This is a genomic window from Rhodococcus sp. NPDC056743 (genome assembly GCF_042790355.1).
Taxonomy (GTDB): Bacteria; Actinomycetota; Actinomycetes; order Mycobacteriales; family Mycobacteriaceae; genus Rhodococcus_F.
On record NZ_JBHTZI010000001.1, the window covers coordinates 797,727 to 814,641 of the forward strand.

General features: G+C 62.8%; 21 protein-coding genes. 10 read left to right on the top strand and 11 right to left on the bottom strand.

Features of this window, described 5'->3' with window-relative positions:
- Window positions 1–41 precede the first annotated feature (41 nt).
- Window positions 42–1,664 (top strand): MinD/ParA family protein, encoded by a 1,623-nt coding sequence (locus tag ACFRFQ_RS03575; RefSeq protein ID WP_378653132.1) that lies wholly within the window; start codon window positions 42–44, stop codon window positions 1,662–1,664.
- Window positions 1,665–1,734: 70 nt separating this feature from the next.
- Here the strand turns inward: ACFRFQ_RS03575 and ACFRFQ_RS03580 are convergent, their stop codons facing one another.
- Window positions 1,735–1,941, bottom strand: coding sequence for a hypothetical protein (locus tag ACFRFQ_RS03580; RefSeq protein WP_378653135.1), 207 nt, complete (start codon window positions 1,939–1,941; stop codon window positions 1,735–1,737).
- 139 nt (window positions 1,942–2,080) lie between these two features.
- A complete protein-coding gene (locus ACFRFQ_RS03585; protein ID WP_033235774.1) occupies window positions 2,081–2,287 on the bottom strand; it encodes a BldC family transcriptional regulator in 207 nt (68 codons plus the stop codon).
- Window positions 2,288–2,572: 285 nt separating this feature from the next.
- Here ACFRFQ_RS03585 and ACFRFQ_RS03590 point away from each other — a divergent pair, with 285 nt between their 5' ends.
- Window positions 2,573–2,911: a DUF4229 domain-containing protein gene (locus tag ACFRFQ_RS03590; RefSeq protein ID WP_378653527.1), complete on the top strand. Its 339-nt coding sequence runs from the start codon at window positions 2,573–2,575 to the stop codon at window positions 2,909–2,911.
- A complete protein-coding gene (locus ACFRFQ_RS03595) occupies window positions 2,908–4,011 on the top strand; it encodes a PLP-dependent cysteine synthase family protein (RefSeq protein WP_378653138.1) in 1,104 nt (367 codons plus the stop codon). The genes ACFRFQ_RS03590 and ACFRFQ_RS03595 overlap by 4 nt, the downstream gene beginning before the upstream one ends.
- On the opposite strand, the gene ACFRFQ_RS03600 is transcribed toward ACFRFQ_RS03595, so the two are convergent.
- Window positions 3,977–4,513: a GNAT family N-acetyltransferase gene (locus ACFRFQ_RS03600; protein ID WP_378653141.1), complete on the bottom strand. Its 537-nt coding sequence runs from the start codon at window positions 4,511–4,513 to the stop codon at window positions 3,977–3,979. The two genes, ACFRFQ_RS03595 and ACFRFQ_RS03600, sit on opposite strands and share 35 nt — an antisense overlap.
- 93 nt (window positions 4,514–4,606) lie before the next feature.
- Here ACFRFQ_RS03600 and ACFRFQ_RS03605 point away from each other — a divergent pair, with 93 nt between their 5' ends.
- The 4 genes from ACFRFQ_RS03605 (at window position 4,607) to ACFRFQ_RS03620 (ending at window position 6,622) form a co-directional block, all read left to right on the top strand.
- The gene (locus tag ACFRFQ_RS03605) at window positions 4,607–5,344 is read left to right on the top strand and encodes a lysophospholipid acyltransferase family protein (protein ID WP_378653144.1); all 738 of its coding nucleotides are present in this window, start codon (window positions 4,607–4,609) and stop codon (window positions 5,342–5,344) included.
- Window positions 5,345–5,415: 71 nt separating this feature from the next.
- Entirely contained in the window at window positions 5,416–5,649 is a 234-nt protein-coding gene (locus ACFRFQ_RS03610; RefSeq protein WP_138869677.1) for an HTH domain-containing protein, read from the top strand.
- 4 nt (window positions 5,650–5,653) lie between these two features.
- The gene (locus ACFRFQ_RS03615) at window positions 5,654–6,202 is read left to right on the top strand and encodes a Clp protease N-terminal domain-containing protein (protein WP_378653147.1); all 549 of its coding nucleotides are present in this window, start codon (window positions 5,654–5,656) and stop codon (window positions 6,200–6,202) included.
- 39 nt (window positions 6,203–6,241) lie between these two features.
- Window positions 6,242–6,622, top strand: a complete 381-nt coding sequence (locus tag ACFRFQ_RS03620; RefSeq protein ID WP_378653149.1) for a phage holin family protein — start codon at window positions 6,242–6,244, stop codon at window positions 6,620–6,622.
- Here the strand turns inward: ACFRFQ_RS03620 and ACFRFQ_RS03625 are convergent, their stop codons facing one another.
- A complete protein-coding gene (locus ACFRFQ_RS03625) occupies window positions 6,623–7,492 on the bottom strand; it encodes a 1,4-dihydroxy-2-naphthoate polyprenyltransferase (RefSeq protein ID WP_378653151.1) in 870 nt (289 codons plus the stop codon).
- A 61-nt stretch (window positions 7,493–7,553) separates the two neighbouring features.
- Between ACFRFQ_RS03625 and ACFRFQ_RS03630 the strand changes: the two genes are divergently transcribed.
- Entirely contained in the window at window positions 7,554–10,739 is a 3,186-nt protein-coding gene (locus ACFRFQ_RS03630; protein WP_378653153.1) for a BTAD domain-containing putative transcriptional regulator, read from the top strand.
- 9 nt (window positions 10,740–10,748) lie between these two features.
- On the opposite strand, the gene ACFRFQ_RS03635 is transcribed toward ACFRFQ_RS03630, so the two are convergent.
- Both ACFRFQ_RS03635 and ACFRFQ_RS03640 read right to left on the bottom strand, forming a co-directional pair.
- Complete coding sequence (locus tag ACFRFQ_RS03635; RefSeq protein WP_378653156.1) at window positions 10,749–11,576, bottom strand: ABC transporter permease; 828 nt, start codon at window positions 11,574–11,576, stop codon at window positions 10,749–10,751.
- Window positions 11,573–12,580: an ATP-binding cassette domain-containing protein gene (locus ACFRFQ_RS03640; RefSeq protein ID WP_378653158.1), complete on the bottom strand. Its 1,008-nt coding sequence runs from the start codon at window positions 12,578–12,580 to the stop codon at window positions 11,573–11,575. The genes ACFRFQ_RS03635 and ACFRFQ_RS03640 overlap by 4 nt, the downstream gene beginning before the upstream one ends.
- Before the next feature lie 176 nt (window positions 12,581–12,756).
- On the opposite strand from ACFRFQ_RS03640, the gene ACFRFQ_RS03645 reads away from it, so the two are divergent.
- Both ACFRFQ_RS03645 and ACFRFQ_RS03650 read left to right on the top strand, forming a co-directional pair.
- A complete protein-coding gene (locus ACFRFQ_RS03645) occupies window positions 12,757–13,041 on the top strand; it encodes a type IV toxin-antitoxin system AbiEi family antitoxin domain-containing protein (protein WP_378653161.1) in 285 nt (94 codons plus the stop codon).
- Window positions 12,983–13,555, top strand: coding sequence for a hypothetical protein (locus ACFRFQ_RS03650; protein ID WP_378653164.1), 573 nt, complete (start codon window positions 12,983–12,985; stop codon window positions 13,553–13,555). The genes ACFRFQ_RS03645 and ACFRFQ_RS03650 overlap by 59 nt, the downstream gene beginning before the upstream one ends.
- 54 nt (window positions 13,556–13,609) lie before the next feature.
- Here ACFRFQ_RS03650 and menE read toward each other — a convergent pair whose 3' ends face one another.
- The 5 genes from menE to ACFRFQ_RS03675 are packed head-to-tail and all read right to left on the bottom strand — an operon-like array spanning window position 13,610 to window position 16,904.
- Window positions 13,610–14,749: an o-succinylbenzoate--CoA ligase gene (menE, locus tag ACFRFQ_RS03655; protein ID WP_378653168.1), complete on the bottom strand. Its 1,140-nt coding sequence runs from the start codon at window positions 14,747–14,749 to the stop codon at window positions 13,610–13,612.
- Window positions 14,746–15,051 carry a DUF3349 domain-containing protein gene (locus ACFRFQ_RS03660; RefSeq protein ID WP_033235450.1) on the bottom strand — a complete coding sequence of 102 codons (306 nt, stop codon included), beginning with the start codon at window positions 15,049–15,051 and terminating at the stop codon, window positions 14,746–14,748. The genes menE and ACFRFQ_RS03660 overlap by 4 nt, the downstream gene beginning before the upstream one ends.
- Before the next feature lie 4 nt (window positions 15,052–15,055).
- Window positions 15,056–15,385 (bottom strand): DUF3349 domain-containing protein, encoded by a 330-nt coding sequence (locus ACFRFQ_RS03665; protein WP_378653171.1) that lies wholly within the window; start codon window positions 15,383–15,385, stop codon window positions 15,056–15,058.
- A 55-nt stretch (window positions 15,386–15,440) separates the two neighbouring features.
- Window positions 15,441–15,704, bottom strand: a complete 264-nt coding sequence (locus tag ACFRFQ_RS03670; RefSeq protein WP_378653174.1) for a hypothetical protein — start codon at window positions 15,702–15,704, stop codon at window positions 15,441–15,443.
- Between the two features lie 6 nt (window positions 15,705–15,710).
- The gene (locus ACFRFQ_RS03675) at window positions 15,711–16,904 is read right to left on the bottom strand and encodes an anion permease (protein ID WP_378653176.1); all 1,194 of its coding nucleotides are present in this window, start codon (window positions 16,902–16,904) and stop codon (window positions 15,711–15,713) included.
- Window positions 16,905–16,915: the final 11 nt, after the last annotated feature.

The window sequence follows — 16,915 nt, forward strand, 5'->3', positions numbered from 1 at the left end:
CTGGGTGATCGACACGGAATAGATTTCGACAGGGGCGGACGATGGCTGACAAGAAAGACGACGCGGGAGCGGGGCTCTGGGAACCGGTGCGTCCGGCGCCGGCTCAACAGCAGCAGGCCGCACCGAAGTCCGTTCATGCACCGACTGCTGCCTCGCCCAAGGATGTTGATCCGGGAATGCGTAGCTTGTTTGTCGCGCCGACGGACAACGCGACTCCGCCCGCTACTGCTGCTCCTGTCCCCAATCCGCCTGTCCCGAATCCGCCTGCCCCCAGCGCGGGGCGTGCGCCTGCCATTCAGTACCCCGGTGGTCCTCCCGGTCCGGCCAACGGACACTTTGCGTCCGGGCCATTCGCGGCCTCGTTGCCGCCGCAAACCTATGAACCGTCGCCCGGTGTCGGCCGGAATCACGGTACTGGCAATGCGGGTGCCGCCTATCCCGGTGCAGTGAATCCCGGGGCAGTGAATCCCGGTGCAGTGAATCCCGCTGCGGCGCAACAGGTGCCGCCGCCCCGCCCGTATTTTCCGGCTGCGCCCGCGCCGGCAGGTCAGATGCCGCCTGCTGCCCGGGTTCCTGTTTCGCCGCCCCTGCCGAATCAGCCCCTGCCGAATCAGCACATGCCAAATCCGCAGATGCCTGTTCCGCGCCCGACCGCCGCGGGTCCAGCGTCGATCGTGGGACCGCAGCCTGCGGCTGGTCGGCCGGAGTCACCGCTGCCGATGTCGGCGCAAGATCTGTCCAATGCGCTGTTGCTCAAACCCGTGAAGCCCGCTCCGGTCGGCGGCTGGCGCAAGGCGGTGTACACGTTGTCGGGGCGAAGCCTCAACCTCGGCAACGGCGCCAAAGATCAGCAGATGCTCGAGTTGACGAACAAGATCAATCAGCCCATGCAGGGCTGCTACAAAGTTGCGGTACTCAGCCTCAAAGGCGGGGTTGGAAAAACAACGACGACAGCGACTCTCGGCTCGACGTTTGCATCTGTCCGCGGTGATCGTGTCATTGCAATCGACGCGAATCCGGATCGTGGAACGCTCAGCCAGAAGGTTCCGCTCGAAACCCCGGCCACAGTCCGTAACCTTCTGCGTGACGAAGCGACCATCGAGAAGTACAGCGACGTTCGTGGCTACACGTCCCAGAGTCGGCACCGTCTGGAAGTGCTGGCCTCCGATAGTGATCCGGCGGTTTCGGAAGCATTCAGCGGGGAGGACTACACCCGCACCGTCACCATGCTCGAAAAGTTCTACAGCATTGTTCTTACCGATTGCGGAACCGGATTGATGCATTCGGCCATGACTGCGGTTCTGGAACAGGCAGATTCGTTGATCGTCGTGAGCTCCGGTTCCGTCGACGGTGCTCGCAGCGCCTCCGCCACCTTGGACTGGCTCGACGCACATGGACACAGCGCGCTGGTTTCCAACGCCGTTGCCGTCATCAATGCAGTGCGGCCTGGTTCCGGGAAGGTTGATCTACCGCGGGTAGTGGAGCATTTCGAACAGCGGTGCCGCACCGTTCGGCTGATTCCATTCGATCCGCACCTCGAAGAAGGCGCCGAGGTTGACCTCGATCGACTTCGATCAGGTACCAGGGACGCTCTCTTCGAACTTGCTGCCGCCGTTGCCGACGACTTCCCGCGTTCGCACTACGGCCGTCCGCTGCAGCGCTGAAACGAGCGCAGGGGGCCTACTGCAACGGACGGGACCTACGTGACGACGGAACCTACTGCGACGACGGAACCTACTGCGACGAATCAGTCGGAGCGCCGTCCGGGCCGCCCTGCTGCTTGCGTCGAGTTTGCTGATTTACGTTCCACAGGAACTCAGGATCGTCGTCGGGCCCCTTCACGCCGCCACCTGGAATCCGGGAAGCGGGGGACGGTCCGAATGCTTTCCACATCAGGACGACCAATGTCACCAAACCTACTAACGCCAACAGATACAGCACGGCGCACCTCCTTCAAGTACAAGGAAGAGCCTACTCAGTCTCGGGTCTGGATCACCAGAATCCCTGGGACGTGGGTGCGGCTGGGTGCGCCGTGCTGTAGTTGGGTAGAGCATTCGGGTAGAGCGCTAGCTCCGGTATTTCAGTTGGCTTCGGTGGTCAATGAGCGCAGGAGTTGCATGACCTCGGTCTCGCGGAAGCGACGGTGTCCGCCCGGAGTGCGAAGTGATCCCAGTCGGCCGGCGTGAGCCCAGCGTGTGACTGTCTTGGGATCTACGTGAAACAGAGCCGCGACCTGGCCGGGTGTCATGAGTGCGTCTGCGGCTACGTTGTATGTTGGTGCGCTCATCTGATGTTCCTCCGTCTTGGCGTCGAACATGTGTTTCGAAACAGTAGCTCAAAACCTACGCCGAGTTTGTTTCGGCGGCCGCTGCTCACGTTCGACCTTTTTTGGATTGGTAGCGCAATGTTTGCACAGAGTTGCCCAGTTAGTCGATCCTTAATATTTAGGTAAAGAAAAAGTAAAGGACAAACCGGATAAAGCGGGCCGATTATTTTAGCCGCTCCGAGTAGGTAACCTTGCAGTGTGAGTAAGTTGTCTGAAAGTCCGGAAAACCATCCTTCTAAGCCTGACTTGACCAAGTCGGAGCCCGTTAACTCTGGGCAAGCAATTGCCTCTGGTGGGGTTGTCACGAAGGGTCAATTGGCGAGAGATGTGGTGTTGTACTCGGTTGCCCGACTCCTGCTGGTAGTCGTAATCGGTGCCATCATCATGTTCGGTGGAAAGGCCGTCGGTGCAGAGGTTCCCCTGCTCGTAGCTGCCTTGTTCGCCGTCTTGATAGCACTTCCACTCTCGCTGCTGCTGTTTGCCAAGTTGCGTAAACGCGTCAATGTCGGCATTGCCGCAGTTGACGCTCAGCGCCGCGAAGATCGCGACGATTTGCGTGCCAAACTACGCGGTGACCAGCGGTGACGTCGGAGGTGGTCGACGTCTCGCGCCGTAGTGCGAGAAGTTGGGTCGACAACGCAGTCAGGCTGATCGAAGCTGACGCTCAGCGCAGCGCCGACACCCACCTCCTGCGGTACCCGCTACCGAGCCACTGGCCCGTCCAGCTTTACCTCAAGGACGAGTCGACGCACATCACCGGCAGCCTCAAGCACCGTCTTGCTCGCTCGTTGTTCCTGTATTCCATCTGCAACGGTTGGGTTACCGAAAGCACGCCCGTTATCGAAGCTTCGTCCGGTTCGACAGCTGTGAGTGAGGCGTACTTCGCGAAGTTGTTGGGGCTCGAATTCGTGGCCGTGATGCCCGCTCACACCAGTCCCGCGAAGATCGCCCTGATCGAGGCGCACGGCGGGCGTTGCCACTTCGTCACCGACCCGTCGTCGATCTACTCCGAATCCCAACGGCTCGCACACGAGTTGGGCGGCCACTACATGGATCAGTTCACGCATGCCGAACGCGCGACGGATTGGCGCGGAAACAACAACATCGCGGCGTCGATCTTCACTCAACTCGAACGTGAGGAAAACCCCGTTCCGGAGTGGGTTGTCGTCGGTGCAGGCACCGGCGGAACGGGCGCGACCATCGGCCGTTTTCTTCGCTACGGCAAGTTCGACACCGGACTGTGTGTGGTCGATCCGGAGCACTCCGTGTTCTTCGACGCCTGGCGGGCCGGAGATCCGACCGTCGTCGGTACTCGCGGGTCACGAATCGAAGGCATCGGCCGACCTCGCGTCGAACCGTCGTTTGTCGGTCAGGTCGTCGATCGGATGATCAAGGTGCCAGACGCCGGTTCCATTGCGGCTGCACGCCACGCCAGCGACGCGTTGGGACGCAAGGTCGGCGGCTCGACCGGCACGAACCTGTGGGGCTCATTCGCCTTGATTGCGGAGATGATGGCGGCAGGACGCAGCGGTAGTATCGTCACCCTGCTCTGTGACGGTGGGGAACGCTATTCGGGGACGTACTACAACGACGAGTGGGTTGCGTCCGAAGGTATTTCACTCGAGACTCCGACAGCGGTGCTCGACGAGTTCATCCGATCCGCGACGTGGATGGCCGACGCCTGAGTGCGGGCCGGCTCATTGCGATCCTGGGCCACGAATCCAGTCCGGCCGCTTGTTCGTGCGCGCGGATCCGGATGAGATCAGGGGAGAGCGTGCTCTCGGGTATGCGCTCGAAGCCGAGTCGCTCGTAGTACGGCGCGTTCCACGGGACGTCGACAAACGTAGTCAGGGTCACCAGATCGTGATGATGGGTCGTCGCCCAGTCGGTAACCGAGTCGATCAACTGCGCCCCGAAGCGTCTGCGTGAGTGCTCGGGGTGCACGGAAACCTGCTCGAGGTGGACCCCGACGTCGATGATGTCGACAAGGGCATACGCGACAAGGGTGCTGTGGACGTCTGTCATCACCCAGATGTGCTCGTCTCCGAGGTACTTCGCGAGCTCCTCGAGAGTCGGTGGTGGGTCATCGGCGATCGCATCCATTCCGATGTCTCGGAAAGGCTCACCAGCGGCTGTTTCGATCAGTTGCAGCGTCGGTAGGTCAGTGGGGACGGCCAAGCGGATCACGGAAACCGTTGTACCTCGAGCGCCGAGTTTTTCCCACCGATCCTGTCGCGAGACCCAAACCTACGGAACCGTAGGTTGTGTATCGTTTGAGCGATGGACGCTCCCGAGGTTTCGCTCGACAACTATGAGGCCGTGTACGAGTACTACCGGGTTCATCAGCAGAATCGGTTTGTGGCGAAGCTCGCGTACGCCGGCTTGGCACTGAAGTATCGTCCCCGAGTTACCTATGCGCCCGGCGCGGAGGCGGCGTTGAAAGCGCTACTCGAGCGCGGGGCGCAACTGGTCATCGCTGTCAATCACCTCACGGAGAGTGACCAATTCACGCTTGCGGCGACGGCGTGGCGCACGCCGCTGCGGCGGGTGATCGGGCGGACTCGCGTACTGGCCAAGGATGAGCTTTTCGTTGATCCGGCCCAGCGCAAGAAGGTCGACATGATGGGCAGTATTCCGGTGTTCCGCAGTAAGAATCACGGTTTGCGCGCGGTGTCGGACGCGGGTCGCGTGATGATGGACGTCGCGGCGGAGAGACTGAAAGACGGTGACTCTCTGGCGATTTTTCCCGAGGGGACGTGCAATACCGCGGATCCTCGGACGCTGCAGCACGTCAACAGTGGAATCGGCCACATCGTCTCGCGTGCAGAGAAATTGGGATGTTCGCCTGCGCTTCTGTCGGTCGGCATCAGCTACGGGCCGGAGGCGGGTCACGTCACGAGTGCTCGGGTTTTCATCGGGACTCCGGTAGTAGACCTCGGCGGGAAGCCGATGGACATTGCCCGCATTGTCCAGGGTGATCTGCAGCGTGCGGTGGACGGTGCCGTGGCGAGTTACTGATCTGCCCTGCCCGTCGCGCACATTTGTCAACTTCGGTTGACGTCCGTCTTTTGTCAACCTATATTGACAACATGACCGAAGCGACCTCACTCGCCACCGCCGCCGGCAGTCCTGACCCAGCCGAGGGATTGCGGGCCGTGCGGGCGCTGCGACGACTCCTCGAACGACTCGAAGCCATCCAGGTTGCCAACGCGCGCAAGCAGGGATGGTCGTGGCAGGCAATTGCCGAGACTCTCGAGGTGAGCCGTCAGGCCGTCCACAAGAAGCATGCAGGCGCAGAGTCGCCTCGAGGCAAAGGCAGGTAGGGAAATGTTCGAGAGGTTTACCGCAGACGCTCGTGCGGTTGTCGTCGACGCAGTCGCCGGCGTCGACCACGTGACGCCCCAGGAGTTGTTGGCGTCGTTGCTGACGACTGATCGAGGTATCGCCACTGCGACCTTGACCGAAGCCGGTGTCACGGCGGAATCCGTTCGCAGCGAGACTCCGCCGCCCAACGACCTTGATCAAGACGCCGACGTACTGGCGTCGATCGGCATCGATCTGGCCGCAGTTCGGGAGAGTCTGGAGCGGTCATTCGGGGAAGGCGCGCTCGACGACGCCGCCGTGCCCGCCGGAATCGGTTCGCGTCGTGGCAGATTCGCCTTCCCGCGCCCACGATTCGACAAGAATTCGAAGAAAGTTCTCGAACTGTCACTGCGGGAAGCTGTTGCGCACAAGAGCGACCACATCGGAGCCGAGCACATCCTCCTCGGGATCCTGCGTGTCGCCGACGGTCCGACACGCGGGGCGCTCGAAGCGCAGGTCAGCATCCCCGAGATTCGTAGCCGATTGGAATCGGCGATGACTCGAGCGGCCTAGACACCACGACATGACGGGGTCGTGTGCCAGCATTCAGATATGACATTTCTGGCACGTCTCATAGTCAACGGAATAGCTATCTGGCTCGCCTCCATGTGGGTCACCGGAATCACCATCGACAGCAATCAAGACGACACCTGGGGAAACATCCTGGTCATCGCCATAATTGCGCTGATCTTCACCGTCGTCAACGCCTTCATCAAGCCGTTGCTGAAGCTACTGTCCCTCCCGCTGCTGATTCTCACTCTCGGGTTGTTCACGCTGGTCATCAACGCGCTCATGCTGATGTTGACGGCCTGGATCTCGACGTCACTGGACGCCGGCCTGACCGTCGACGGATTCTGGACTGCTGTGTGGGGCGCACTGATCATCTCGATCGTGAACTTCGTGCTCAGCGCGTTTGTGCCCGAGAATCGCTGATCAAGCCAGGCTGAGCGCAACTGCCGTCGTGGCACCCCAGACAAGCATTGCGAGTCCGGTGTCGCGCAGGGCCGGGATGAGGGCCATACCCTGACCGCCCGAGCGCAGGGGTGCGTTGGCTCGGACTGCAAGTGGCAACGCAAGCAGTCCGAGCAGCGCCCACGGCGTTCGCAGAATCAGTAGCAGTGTTGCGATGAACGGGACAGCCAGCAAGACGATGTGCAACGTGCGGGTTTTTGCGTCTCCGAGTCGCACGGCGAGAGTGATCTTCCCGGATTCGGTGTCCGTCGGGATGTCTCGCAAGTTGTTGGCCACGAGAACTGCGCTCGAGAAGGAACCAACGGCAACCGCGCCGGCAAGTCCGGCCAGATCAACGCGCTCTGCCTGCACGAACTGAGTTCCCAGAACCGCAACCAGACCGAAGAACACAAATACGGCGATCTCACCGAATCCGCTGTACCCGTACGGCTTCTTGCCGCCGGTGTAGTACCAAGCGCCGATAATGCAGAACACGCCCACCGCGACCAGCCACCAGGCCGTCGTTGCGGCCAGGACAAATCCGGCGACAGCCGCCACCGAGAAGCAACCGATGGCTGCGGCCTTGACGGTGCCAGGGCTGACAATCTTCGATCCGACCAGGCGAATCGGACCGACGCGATCGTCGTCCGTGCCGCGAATTCCGTCGGAATAATCGTTCGCGAAGTTCACCCCGACGATCAAAGCCAGGGCAACGATCAGCGCGAGGAGCGCCTTCCACCACACTGCATGATCCAGTGACGCCGCTGCTCCGGTGCCGACCAGCACCGGGGCAATAGCATTCGGGAGGGTGCGCGGTCTCGCGCCTTCGATCCATTGAGCAGCTGTAGCCATGCAACGATCTTTGCACTGTGCAATACGATCGAACGCGGTGGATCAGGACAAGACTCGAGACGTGACTGGCATAGCCCTGCTCGGCCCTGTAGCAATCAGGGCGGCAGATGAGTGGGTTGGAGTGCCGGGCCCGCGGGCTCGCGCCCTGCTCACCGCGTTGGCGCTCGATCCCGGGCATCCGTGTTCGCCCCAGAGCCTGATTTCCGACATCTGGGGGTCGGAGCCGCCACGCTCACCGGCCAATGCTTTACACACGCAGGTATCCCGGCTGCGATCCGCGCTTCCCGAAGGCGCGCTCGAAGTGACGTCGGCCGGCTACCGACTCACGGTGGCGCGGAATCAGGTTGATCTTGCGCGAGCGGAAGACGAGGTTCGAGCATTTCGTAGGACTGACGTCCACCCGCGCGATGTGCTGACGAGAGTCACTGAAGCCCTGAGTCTCTGGCGGGGGAGCCCCGGCGCGGATGTAGTCGGGCCGGCGGGGGAGCAGTTGGCGGAGCGTGCTCAGGGCCTGCGCGACGAGCTTGTCGCGCTGCGACTGCGCTCCCTTCTCGAAGTCGGGGATTTCGCCGAAGCGCTTCCTCTGGCGCGTGAAGCCCACGCCGACAATCCTTTCGACGACGCCGCTGCCGGGAACCTGATGCGGGCGCTCGCGGGCTCGGATCGTGTCAGCGAGGCGCTCGAGATGTTCGCGGTGCATCGCGAGCGTTTGGGTGACCGGTTGGGTGTTGATCCGTCGCCGGCTCTGGTGGCGCTCAATGCGGACTTGCTCGGTGCGGCTGCCACGCCGGTCCGGAGTTCCCGGGCGATCGGTCTGCGTGCGGCGCCCAATGCGATGTTCGGCCGCCGAGACGATATCGACAACCTCGAGTCACTCCTCGAACGGTCTCGCGTCGTGACGATTCTCGGACCCGGCGGCGCGGGAAAGACCCGGCTGGCACACGAATTGGGGTCGCGGGCCGCGGCGCGCACGTCCGTCGCTCTGGTCGAACTGGCATCGTTGCGAAGCAGCGACGACGTGATCGCGGCCATCGGCAGCACCCTCGGAATCAGTGAAGCAGATTTGGCACCTGGCCGACTGACGGTAGGGCGAACTCATTCCGCCCGCGAGCGATTGGTCGAAGCGCTTTCGGCCGGACCGATGACATTGATACTCGACAACTGTGAACATGTGATCGCCGCCTGCGCGGACATCGTTGCCGAGATGATCGCAGCCAGCGCTCTGTTGACAGTTCTCGCCACGAGTCGATCACCGCTCATGCTCAGTGCCGAGGTCGTCTATCCGTTGCCTCCGTTGGAGATCCACGGAGATTCCGGATCCGCGGTCGAATTGTTTGCTGCCCGGGCCAGAGCGGTGCGACCGTCCGTCCATCTCGATCTGGTGGCGGTCGGAGTGCTGTGCGCGACGCTCGACGGCTTGCCGTTGGCCATCGAACTCGCTGCCGCTCGCGTGCGAACGATGAGCGTCGAGGAAATTTCGGCGCGGCTCAGTGATCGTTTTGCGCTCCTGCGATCCGGTGATCCCACGTCACCGGTTCGCCATCGCACTCTGCACGCAGTTATCGACTGGAGTTGGAATCTGCTCGGCACCGAGCATCGAGTGGCATTGGCGCGGTTGTGCCGATTCCCGGCAGGTTTCACGTTGGCGTCGGCGAGAGCGGTCGCGGAGTGGGATGGAGTGGGCGACGTAGCCGACGCGATCGAGGCTCTGGTCAACCAGTCGTTGCTCACCGTTGTCGACGGGCCGAACGGGTTGCGCTATCACATGCTCGAGACGGTTCGCGAATACGGCGAGGAGAAACTAGCCGAGCTCGGCGAAGGAGCGGAAGTTGTTCTGCGGCTCAATGACTGGGCCGTCGCGATCGCAGAGGACGCGCGCATGCGGATACGGTCCGATCAGGTGCGCCTGGTCGGTGAGATCGACGCCGAACACGACAATCTCCTTGCCGTCCTGCGATGGGCCGTCGACGGCGGCGACGCCACGACTACAGCGAGCGTCTTTCCGGTTCTCGGAATGCTCTGGTCGATTCGCGGTGCGCACACGGAAGTATCAAATTGGGCACCGAAGGTAATGGAAGCAACCCGGGATCACGACCTTCGCAGCGTCACGGGCGATTTGGCGGCTACGACGTTCATATTGGTGGCGATGCATCTGCTGTTCGGCGAACTCGGTCGCGAACATGCTCGGGCGCGGGTCCGTCTCCGAAAGATGCTGCACGAGCGGGATGATCTGCGGCCGATCTTCGTCTTCTTCATCCGCTTGCTGAACAGCCCGCGGTCCGGTTACGGCGTCGCGCGGTTGCTCGCGGACGGAGTCCGTAGCGCTGACATCGAGACGCGAACGGCGGCGTTGTTCGCCCGGTCGAATCTGCGCGAGAACATCGGTGACGTGCGGGGTGCGCATCGTGATGCCGAGGATCTACTCCGGTACGCCCGCGAGATCGGAGACGAGTGGGGCGTCGCGATGGCCGCTCAACACGTCGGCTCGATCCACAGTCAATCGACAAATTACGGCGAAGCTGTCGAGTACTACGCGCTGGCAGTAGCGGCCAGTGAACGACTCGGCGCCCACGACGAGGCATTGCAGCTCATCGGGTTTCAAGCCAGCGCACTGATTGCGAACGGAGATTCCGTCGGCGGACGCGCGTTGCTGGACGAGCTGCGACCCGCCGTGGCCCAGATCAGCGCCAACGCGACAATCGAGAACCATCAGCGTCGGGCAGCGCTACTGGCCAATCTTGCCGAAGCCGACTTGGCGGACGGCAATGTCGAACTCGGCCTGCGCCAGTATCGAGAAGCGCTGAATTCGCTCGGCGGCGCGGTGGAAAACATCTACGGTGATCCGTTTGTCATCCTGCTCAGCGCAGCCGCGGTGTGCGCACACGCACAGGCCGGGCAGGCGGCGAAGGTTACGGATCACGCGCACCGGATGATCGAGTCGAGTCTGATCAAGTTGCATCCCAACGGATATACCGACCTACCGTTGACAGGGTCGGTCGCGGCGGCCGTCGGTGCCTACGATCTGTCCGTCGGCAACCTCGGCCCCGGCACGGAACTGTTGGCCCTCGCCGTCGTGATGCGAGGACGGCAGGACTTTGCCACACTGCAGCACGCTCGACTGACCGCCCTTGCGAGCGAAATTGTCGGTGAGGAACAGTGGCTTTCCGCGGTGAACAAGGTTTCGAGATACCCGCGCGCCGCAATCCGCGAAGCCGTTCTCGACGCGCTTCGCGGATCGCGGGCGTAATCGCCTCGCTCAGGTCTTGCGCATGTACATCCGTACCGTCAGTGGTGCCATGACGGCCACGATGACCGCCGCTCCGACGAGCGACCACACCACGTGGATACCGAAATGTCCTTCGTTCGCGAGTTCGCGGACCGCGGTCACCAATTGTGAAACCGGATTGACGTTGACGAACTTCTGAAGCCAGCTCGGCATGGTGGCAGGATCGACGAACGCATTCGACATGAACGTCAAGGGGAACAGCACGAGCATCGAAACACCCTGCACCGTAGACGCTTTGTTCATCATCACGCCCATGAGCGCAAAGATCCAACTGATCGAGAACGCGCACACCATCACCAGAATCGCGGCCGACAGGATGCCGATCGCACCGCCGGCTGGGCGGTATCCCATGGCAAAGCCCACGATGAACGTGATGGTGGTGGCGATTCCGTACCGCACGACGTCGGCGAGCAGGGCGCCGGACAGGGGAGCGATACGGGCGATCGGCAACGACTTGAAGCGATCGAACACACCCTTGTCCATGTCTTCACGAAGCTGAGTGCCGGTGACGATGGAACCGGTGATGACCGTCTGGACGAGGATGCCGGGGATGATCGTCGGCAAGTACGCCGTGACGTCGCCGGCGATGGCGCCGCCGAAGATGTACGTGAACATCAACGTGAAGATGATCGGCTGAATCACAACGTCGAACAGTTGCTCGGGATTGTGCTTGATCTTGAGAATGCCGCGGTACGCCATCGTGAACGTGTTTGCGAAACTCTGCTCGAGACTGATTCGTCGCGGAGCCGAAGTGGGATCGGCGACTGGGGATTTGGTAGTGGTGAGGGTAGTGGTCATGCGGGAATCCGATCGGAATTGTTGTCGGAATCGGCGTCGTTGCGGCCACCGTCTTCTGGTTGATGTCCGGTGATGGTGAGGAACACTTCGTCCAGACTGGGTTTCTGCACGTTGATTTCCTCGACGGCGATACCCCGCTCCCGCAGCCGGATCAAGAGATCGGCAGTTACGGATGGGTCACTCAGCGGGGCAGTGATCCGGCCGACCTCGGGTGTGACACCCACCTCGACACCGAGCATCGACGCGATGACGGATCGGGCCTCGTCGGTTCGATCGCGCTCGAGAAGTTTGAGATGCAACGACGAAATGCCTACTGACGCCTTGAGTTCGTCGGCTGTGCCGTTCGCGATCACTCGGCCACGGTCGATGACCGCGATCCGGTCGGCCAACTGATCGGCCTCGTCCAGGTATTGCGTGGTCAGCATGACCGTCGACCCGTCGGCAACCAGTCGCCTGATCGTCTCCCACATCTGGGCGCGGGTACGCGGGTCGAGGCCGGTCGTGGGTTCGTCGAGGAACAACAGCGGTGGGCGGGCGATCAGGCTGGCCGCGAGGTCGAGGCGTCGACGCATACCGCCGGAGAAGTTCTTGAGAGGTTTGGCCGCAGCCTCGGTGAGGTCGAATTCCTCGAGAAGTTCGAGTGACTTCTTGCGGGAGTCCTTGCGGCTCAGGCCGAGCAGCCGGGAGAAGATCACCAGGTTCTCGGTGGCCGTCAGGTCCTCGTCGACAGACGCGTATTGCCCGGTCACGCCGATCAGGGATCGCACTGCCACGGGCTCGCGGCTGACGTCGCGACCGAAGATGCGGGCCTCACCACCGTCGGGCCGAAGGAGGGTGGCGAGCATGCGAACGGTGGTGGTCTTGCCCGCGCCGTTGGGGCCGAGCACTCCGAACACCGATCCGGTGGGCACGGTGAGGCTGACGCCGTCGACGGCGCGTTGCTCGCCGAACATCTTGACTAGCCCCTCGGCCTCGATGGCAAGAGGCGAAGCTGTGTGGTTCATGGGATCAAGCCTGACAGAGTGCGCTTGCATTTGCCTTGCATGGAACTTGCGCACCCTTGCAAGCGTGACAGGTGTGCGGTGTTCTCGAGACTGATGGCGTTCTCCACAGCGGCAGCGTTATCCCCAGCCGAACAATCGTTGCCGACGAACGCCGATGGAGGCGGCACGCTCGTCACATGGGAATTCTCACGCGGGCACAGGCCCATCGGGACGGTATCAGCGACACGCAGTTGCAGCGGGCCGTCAAGTGCGGCGAGCTGCACCGAATCGCCGCGGGAATCTACATGCGGGCGGATTACTTTCCGCGAACTCGATGCGCGAGCCGGTCACCGGCACACCGCTCTCGCCGCTGCTGCGGCCTGCGGACCAGGCGCAATCCTCAGCCATGTATCCGCGGCAGTGATGCACGGTCTCGATTGCGGAGCAGTGGGCCTCGATATTGTCCATGTCACGCGGAGTAGACGTTCAGGTGGGCGAAAGCGCGCCACCTTCCACCTCCATCCGGCGCCGTTGGTTCCGGAGGAGATCGTGCTTGTCGACGGTGTGGCAACAACATCGCTGGCGCGCACGTTTGTCGATATCGCGCGCACGACGTCGTTCGAGAATGCGGTGGTCATCGGTGACTGTGCGATGCGCCGGGGGATGAGACGTGAGGACGTGGCAGTCGCGCTCGAACGATTGCACGGCCGCCGCGGAATGAGCCGAGCGCGGGTCGCGGCCGAGTTCATCGAACCGGGTGCCGAGAGCCCAGGGGAGTCCGTCAGCAGGGTTCGCATGCGCGCCGACGGTTGGCCGACACCAACCTTGCAGCAGGAGATCCGCGTCGGTGGACGGTTTGTCGGGAGGGTCGATTTCTTCTGGAAAGAACACGGTGTGGTGGGCGAGTTCGACGGGATGGTGAAGTACCGCAGCGAGAATCCGGGTGCGGTGCGGGAACGCTTCGATCGGGCGTGCCTGCGCGGCGCCGCGCGCTGATTCTGCAGCCGCAGGGCTAGTTCGGGCTGCGGCTGAACATTCGGCCTGCGGGAGCTAGCTGAACCTGGCCACCAGGGCGGCGCGGTCGAGCTTGCCGGGACCGCGCAAGGGTAGTGCGTCCACGATGAACAACTCGCGTGGCGCGGCCGTCACATCGAGTGTCCGCTCAGCATGGGCGCGCAGTTCGTCGAGCGTCGGGGGAGCGCCTTCGGGCACGACGCACACCACTACTCGTTGGCCGAGACGCGGATCGGCGACGCCGATGACAGCGCACTCCCGAACAGCGGGATGATCAGCGAGGGCGGCTTCGACCACCTGCGGCACCACGGTCAGCCCGCCGGTGGAGATCGCTTCGTCGAGGCGCCCGCTGATGCGCAGTACACCGTCGACCACCGATCCGGCGTCGTCGGTACGAAACCAGCCCGGCTCGGCGAAGGCCGCGTGATCCGGGAGCCCCCGATACCCGGAGGCGAGCATCGGCCCGCCCAGCAGAACCCGACCGTTGTCGATGCGAATACGGGCCTCGGCCAGCGGGATTCCGTCGTACACGCAGCCGCCGGCGGTTTCGCTCATGCCATAGGTCCGCACAACCGTGATGCCGGCAGCGGTGGCCTGCTCGAGAACCGGCGCGGGGGTTGCGGCTCCGCCGAGCAGTACGGCGTCGAGGGACGCCAGCGCGTCGACGGCGCCGGGATCGGCGAGCACTTTGATCAACTGCGTCGGGACCATCGAGGTGTACTTTCGCGGGCCGCTCATCGCGGCAATCGCAGCGGGAAGCGAGGCGGGATCAAAACCTGTGCTGACGTCGACGACAACAGGTTCGGTCCCGGCAAGCGCGCTGCGCAGCAGAACCTGCATACCCGCGATGTGGTGCGGCGGAAGGACAAGCAGCCAGGATCCTGGCCCGCCGAGGTGCTCATGGGTGGCCTCACCGCTCGCGCGTAGTGCGTCGGCGCGCAACATCGCGCCCTTCGGCGTGCCGGTGGTTCCTGATGTAGCCACGACCAGGGCAATGCCGTCGTCGACGGGTTCGCCGGGGTGCAGAGCGTCGGTGAGCCTGGCGGTTTCGCGCGGATCAGCGGCCGGGACCGGAAGAACAGCGGGGCTTGTGCCGTCGAGTATTCGTGCGATCCGCGGCAGAACGCCGCGCACAGCCTCACCCTGCGGGACGGGCAGTGCTTCGAGAGTGTTCACCGCCGAACGTCCGGTCCGGCCAACGGCCAACCGCCGGCCGCAAGATGACTGCGGACACGATCGACGTCGGTCTCGAGAGGCATTTCGTTGGTGATCTTGGTGATCAGGACCTGGATGTCGGTCTTCTCGATCGGAAGATCACCGTCTTCGATCAAGGCGTCGGCAACCGCGTCGACCTCTGTCTCGGAAAGTCGACGCGTCAGCAGCGCAAACAGCGGAATGTAGTCCTGTTCGGGAACACCGTTGGGATAGCCGGCCCGCAACCAACCGACTATCGAGGTGAGGAAGGGCGGAAGGGCCATGACGTCAGCTCACATCTCGAACTTCGTGTTCGGTGTCGTCGGTGACGGGCCACCCGCCGGCGCGCAGACGCGCGGTCACACGTTCGACGTCCTCTTCGGAGGATTCCTCGTTGAGGATTCCGGCGATGATCGCCCGGAGTGTGTCGTAGTCGACGTGCCGATCCGGAACTTCGTGCGCGGATTCGATGGACATCGCGACGACCTGTTCGATCTCCTCGTCGGTCAGCCGTCGACGCAATACGGCGAGCAGCGCAAAATGATCTTTGTCCGGGATTCCTTCGGGGTATCCCGCCCGCAGCCAGTCGAGCACGCTGCGCAATGAATACTTGCTCAAATCCTCGGCCTCTTTTTCGTTTCGGTGGTGGAGTCGGATCGCCCTGGCGCCCGACTCAGAAGACGTTGATTCCGAACGTGCTGGCCAGGAAGTTCTTCATCAGCAGCAGTATTCCAGCGAAGACCGTGATCAGCACGACGGCAAAGCACAGATACGCTCCGGCCCTGCCGAGCGGTGTGGGTCCGTCGGTCCCGTCGGCGTTCTGCAGACTCAGCGATTTGAGGCCGAGCGCAAAGATTGCGGGCAATCCGGCGCCGAAGAGCAGTCCGACGGCAACTACCTGCCAGAGCGATTGGAGAGTGTCGGTGAGGAGATGCATTCTCGTCTACCCCTTTCCGGAGTTGTGGGTGGTCTCGGCGGTCGGCGTCGGATCTGCGACGGGCACAGCTTGATTCTCGTCCCACTCAGCGGTCACGTTGGCCGCGTCGACGGGTTCCTTACGCGAACGCACGTACATGAAGACTGCGAAGGCAATCAGTGCGGCGAAGACGACCAGAACACCGGCGAGACCGCCGATGAAATGTGCGATTGCCCAACAGATCGCGCCGACGATTGCGGCGGACGGGAGAGTGATCAACCACGCAGCGCCCATGCGTCCGGCGACGCCCCAGCGAACTTCGGCGCCCTTGCGTCCGAGGCCGGTGCCGAGGATGGATCCGGTGGCAACGTGGGTCGTGGACAGCGGGAGTCCGAGGTGGCTCGACGTAAGAATGATTGCGGCCGAGGATGCTTCGGCGGCCAGTCCCTGCGGTGCGGAAATCTCGACGAGTCCCTTGCCCAGTGTGCGGATGATTCGCCATCCGCCGAGGTAGGTGCCCAATGCGATAGCGACGGCACACGTGAACTTGACCCAGAACGGCATCTCCGTCTCGGCGGTGATGGATCCGTGAGCGACCAAGGCCAAAAAGATGACGCCCATTGTCTTTTGGGCGTCATTGGTGCCGTGCGCAAGGGAGATCAGTGAAGCGGTGCCGATCTGGCCGAAACGGAATCCGCGCTCACGCTCGTCTTCCTTGACGGACGCGGTGATCCGGTAGACGAGCTTGGTGCCGACGCCGGCGACCAGCGCTGCCACCACCGGGGCGAGGAGAGCCGGGACGACAACCTTGGTGAGGACGCCACCCCACTCGACGCCGCCCATTCCGATGGAGGCGATCGCCGCGCCGATCAGTCCGCCGAACAGTGCATGGGAGGAACTGGACGGAAGGCCGAGCAACCACGTCGCCAAGTTCCAGATGATGCCGCCGACCAGACCGGCGAAAACGATCAGCAGAAGATCCTGTCCGCTGACGGCGCCGAGGTTGACGACGCCTTTCGCGACGGTCGCCGCAACTTCGACGGACAGGAAGGCGCCAACCAGGTTCAGGATTGCGGAGAGTGTGACCGCGACCTTCGGTTTGAGTGCACCGGTGGCAATGGATGTGGCCATTGCATTGCCTGTGTCGTGAAATCCGTTCGTGAAATCGAACGCGAGGGCGGTGACAACTACCACCAGGAGGATTACGAGCTCTGCGGTCACAACGTGAATTG

Excerpts from the sequence above, each read along its gene's own strand:
- ACFRFQ_RS03605 (WP_378653144.1), top strand. The coding sequence starts at position 4,607 with ATGGACGCTCCCGAGGTTTCGCTCGACAACTATGAGGCCGTGTACGAG.
- ACFRFQ_RS03615 (WP_378653147.1), top strand. The coding sequence starts at position 5,654 with ATGTTCGAGAGGTTTACCGCAGACGCTCGTGCGGTTGTCGTCGACGCA.
- ACFRFQ_RS03585 (WP_033235774.1), bottom strand. The coding sequence starts at position 2,287 with ATGAGCGCACCAACATACAACGTAGCCGCAGACGCACTCATGACACCC.
- ACFRFQ_RS03575 (WP_378653132.1), top strand. The coding sequence starts at position 42 with ATGGCTGACAAGAAAGACGACGCGGGAGCGGGGCTCTGGGAACCGGTG.
- ACFRFQ_RS03670 (WP_378653174.1), bottom strand. The coding sequence starts at position 15,704 with ATGCATCTCCTCACCGACACTCTCCAATCGCTCTGGCAGGTAGTTGCC.
- ACFRFQ_RS03650 (WP_378653164.1), top strand. The coding sequence starts at position 12,983 with ATGCACGGTCTCGATTGCGGAGCAGTGGGCCTCGATATTGTCCATGTC.
- ACFRFQ_RS03625 (WP_378653151.1), bottom strand. The coding sequence starts at position 7,492 with ATGGCTACAGCTGCTCAATGGATCGAAGGCGCGAGACCGCGCACCCTC.
- ACFRFQ_RS03610 (WP_138869677.1), top strand. The coding sequence starts at position 5,416 with ATGACCGAAGCGACCTCACTCGCCACCGCCGCCGGCAGTCCTGACCCA.
- ACFRFQ_RS03635 (WP_378653156.1), bottom strand. The coding sequence starts at position 11,576 with ATGACCACTACCCTCACCACTACCAAATCCCCAGTCGCCGATCCCACT.
- ACFRFQ_RS03620 (WP_378653149.1), top strand. The coding sequence starts at position 6,242 with ATGACATTTCTGGCACGTCTCATAGTCAACGGAATAGCTATCTGGCTC.
- ACFRFQ_RS03645 (WP_378653161.1), top strand. The coding sequence starts at position 12,757 with ATGGGAATTCTCACGCGGGCACAGGCCCATCGGGACGGTATCAGCGAC.
- ACFRFQ_RS03640 (WP_378653158.1), bottom strand. The coding sequence starts at position 12,580 with ATGAACCACACAGCTTCGCCTCTTGCCATCGAGGCCGAGGGGCTAGTC.
- ACFRFQ_RS03660 (WP_033235450.1), bottom strand. The coding sequence starts at position 15,051 with ATGGCCCTTCCGCCCTTCCTCACCTCGATAGTCGGTTGGTTGCGGGCC.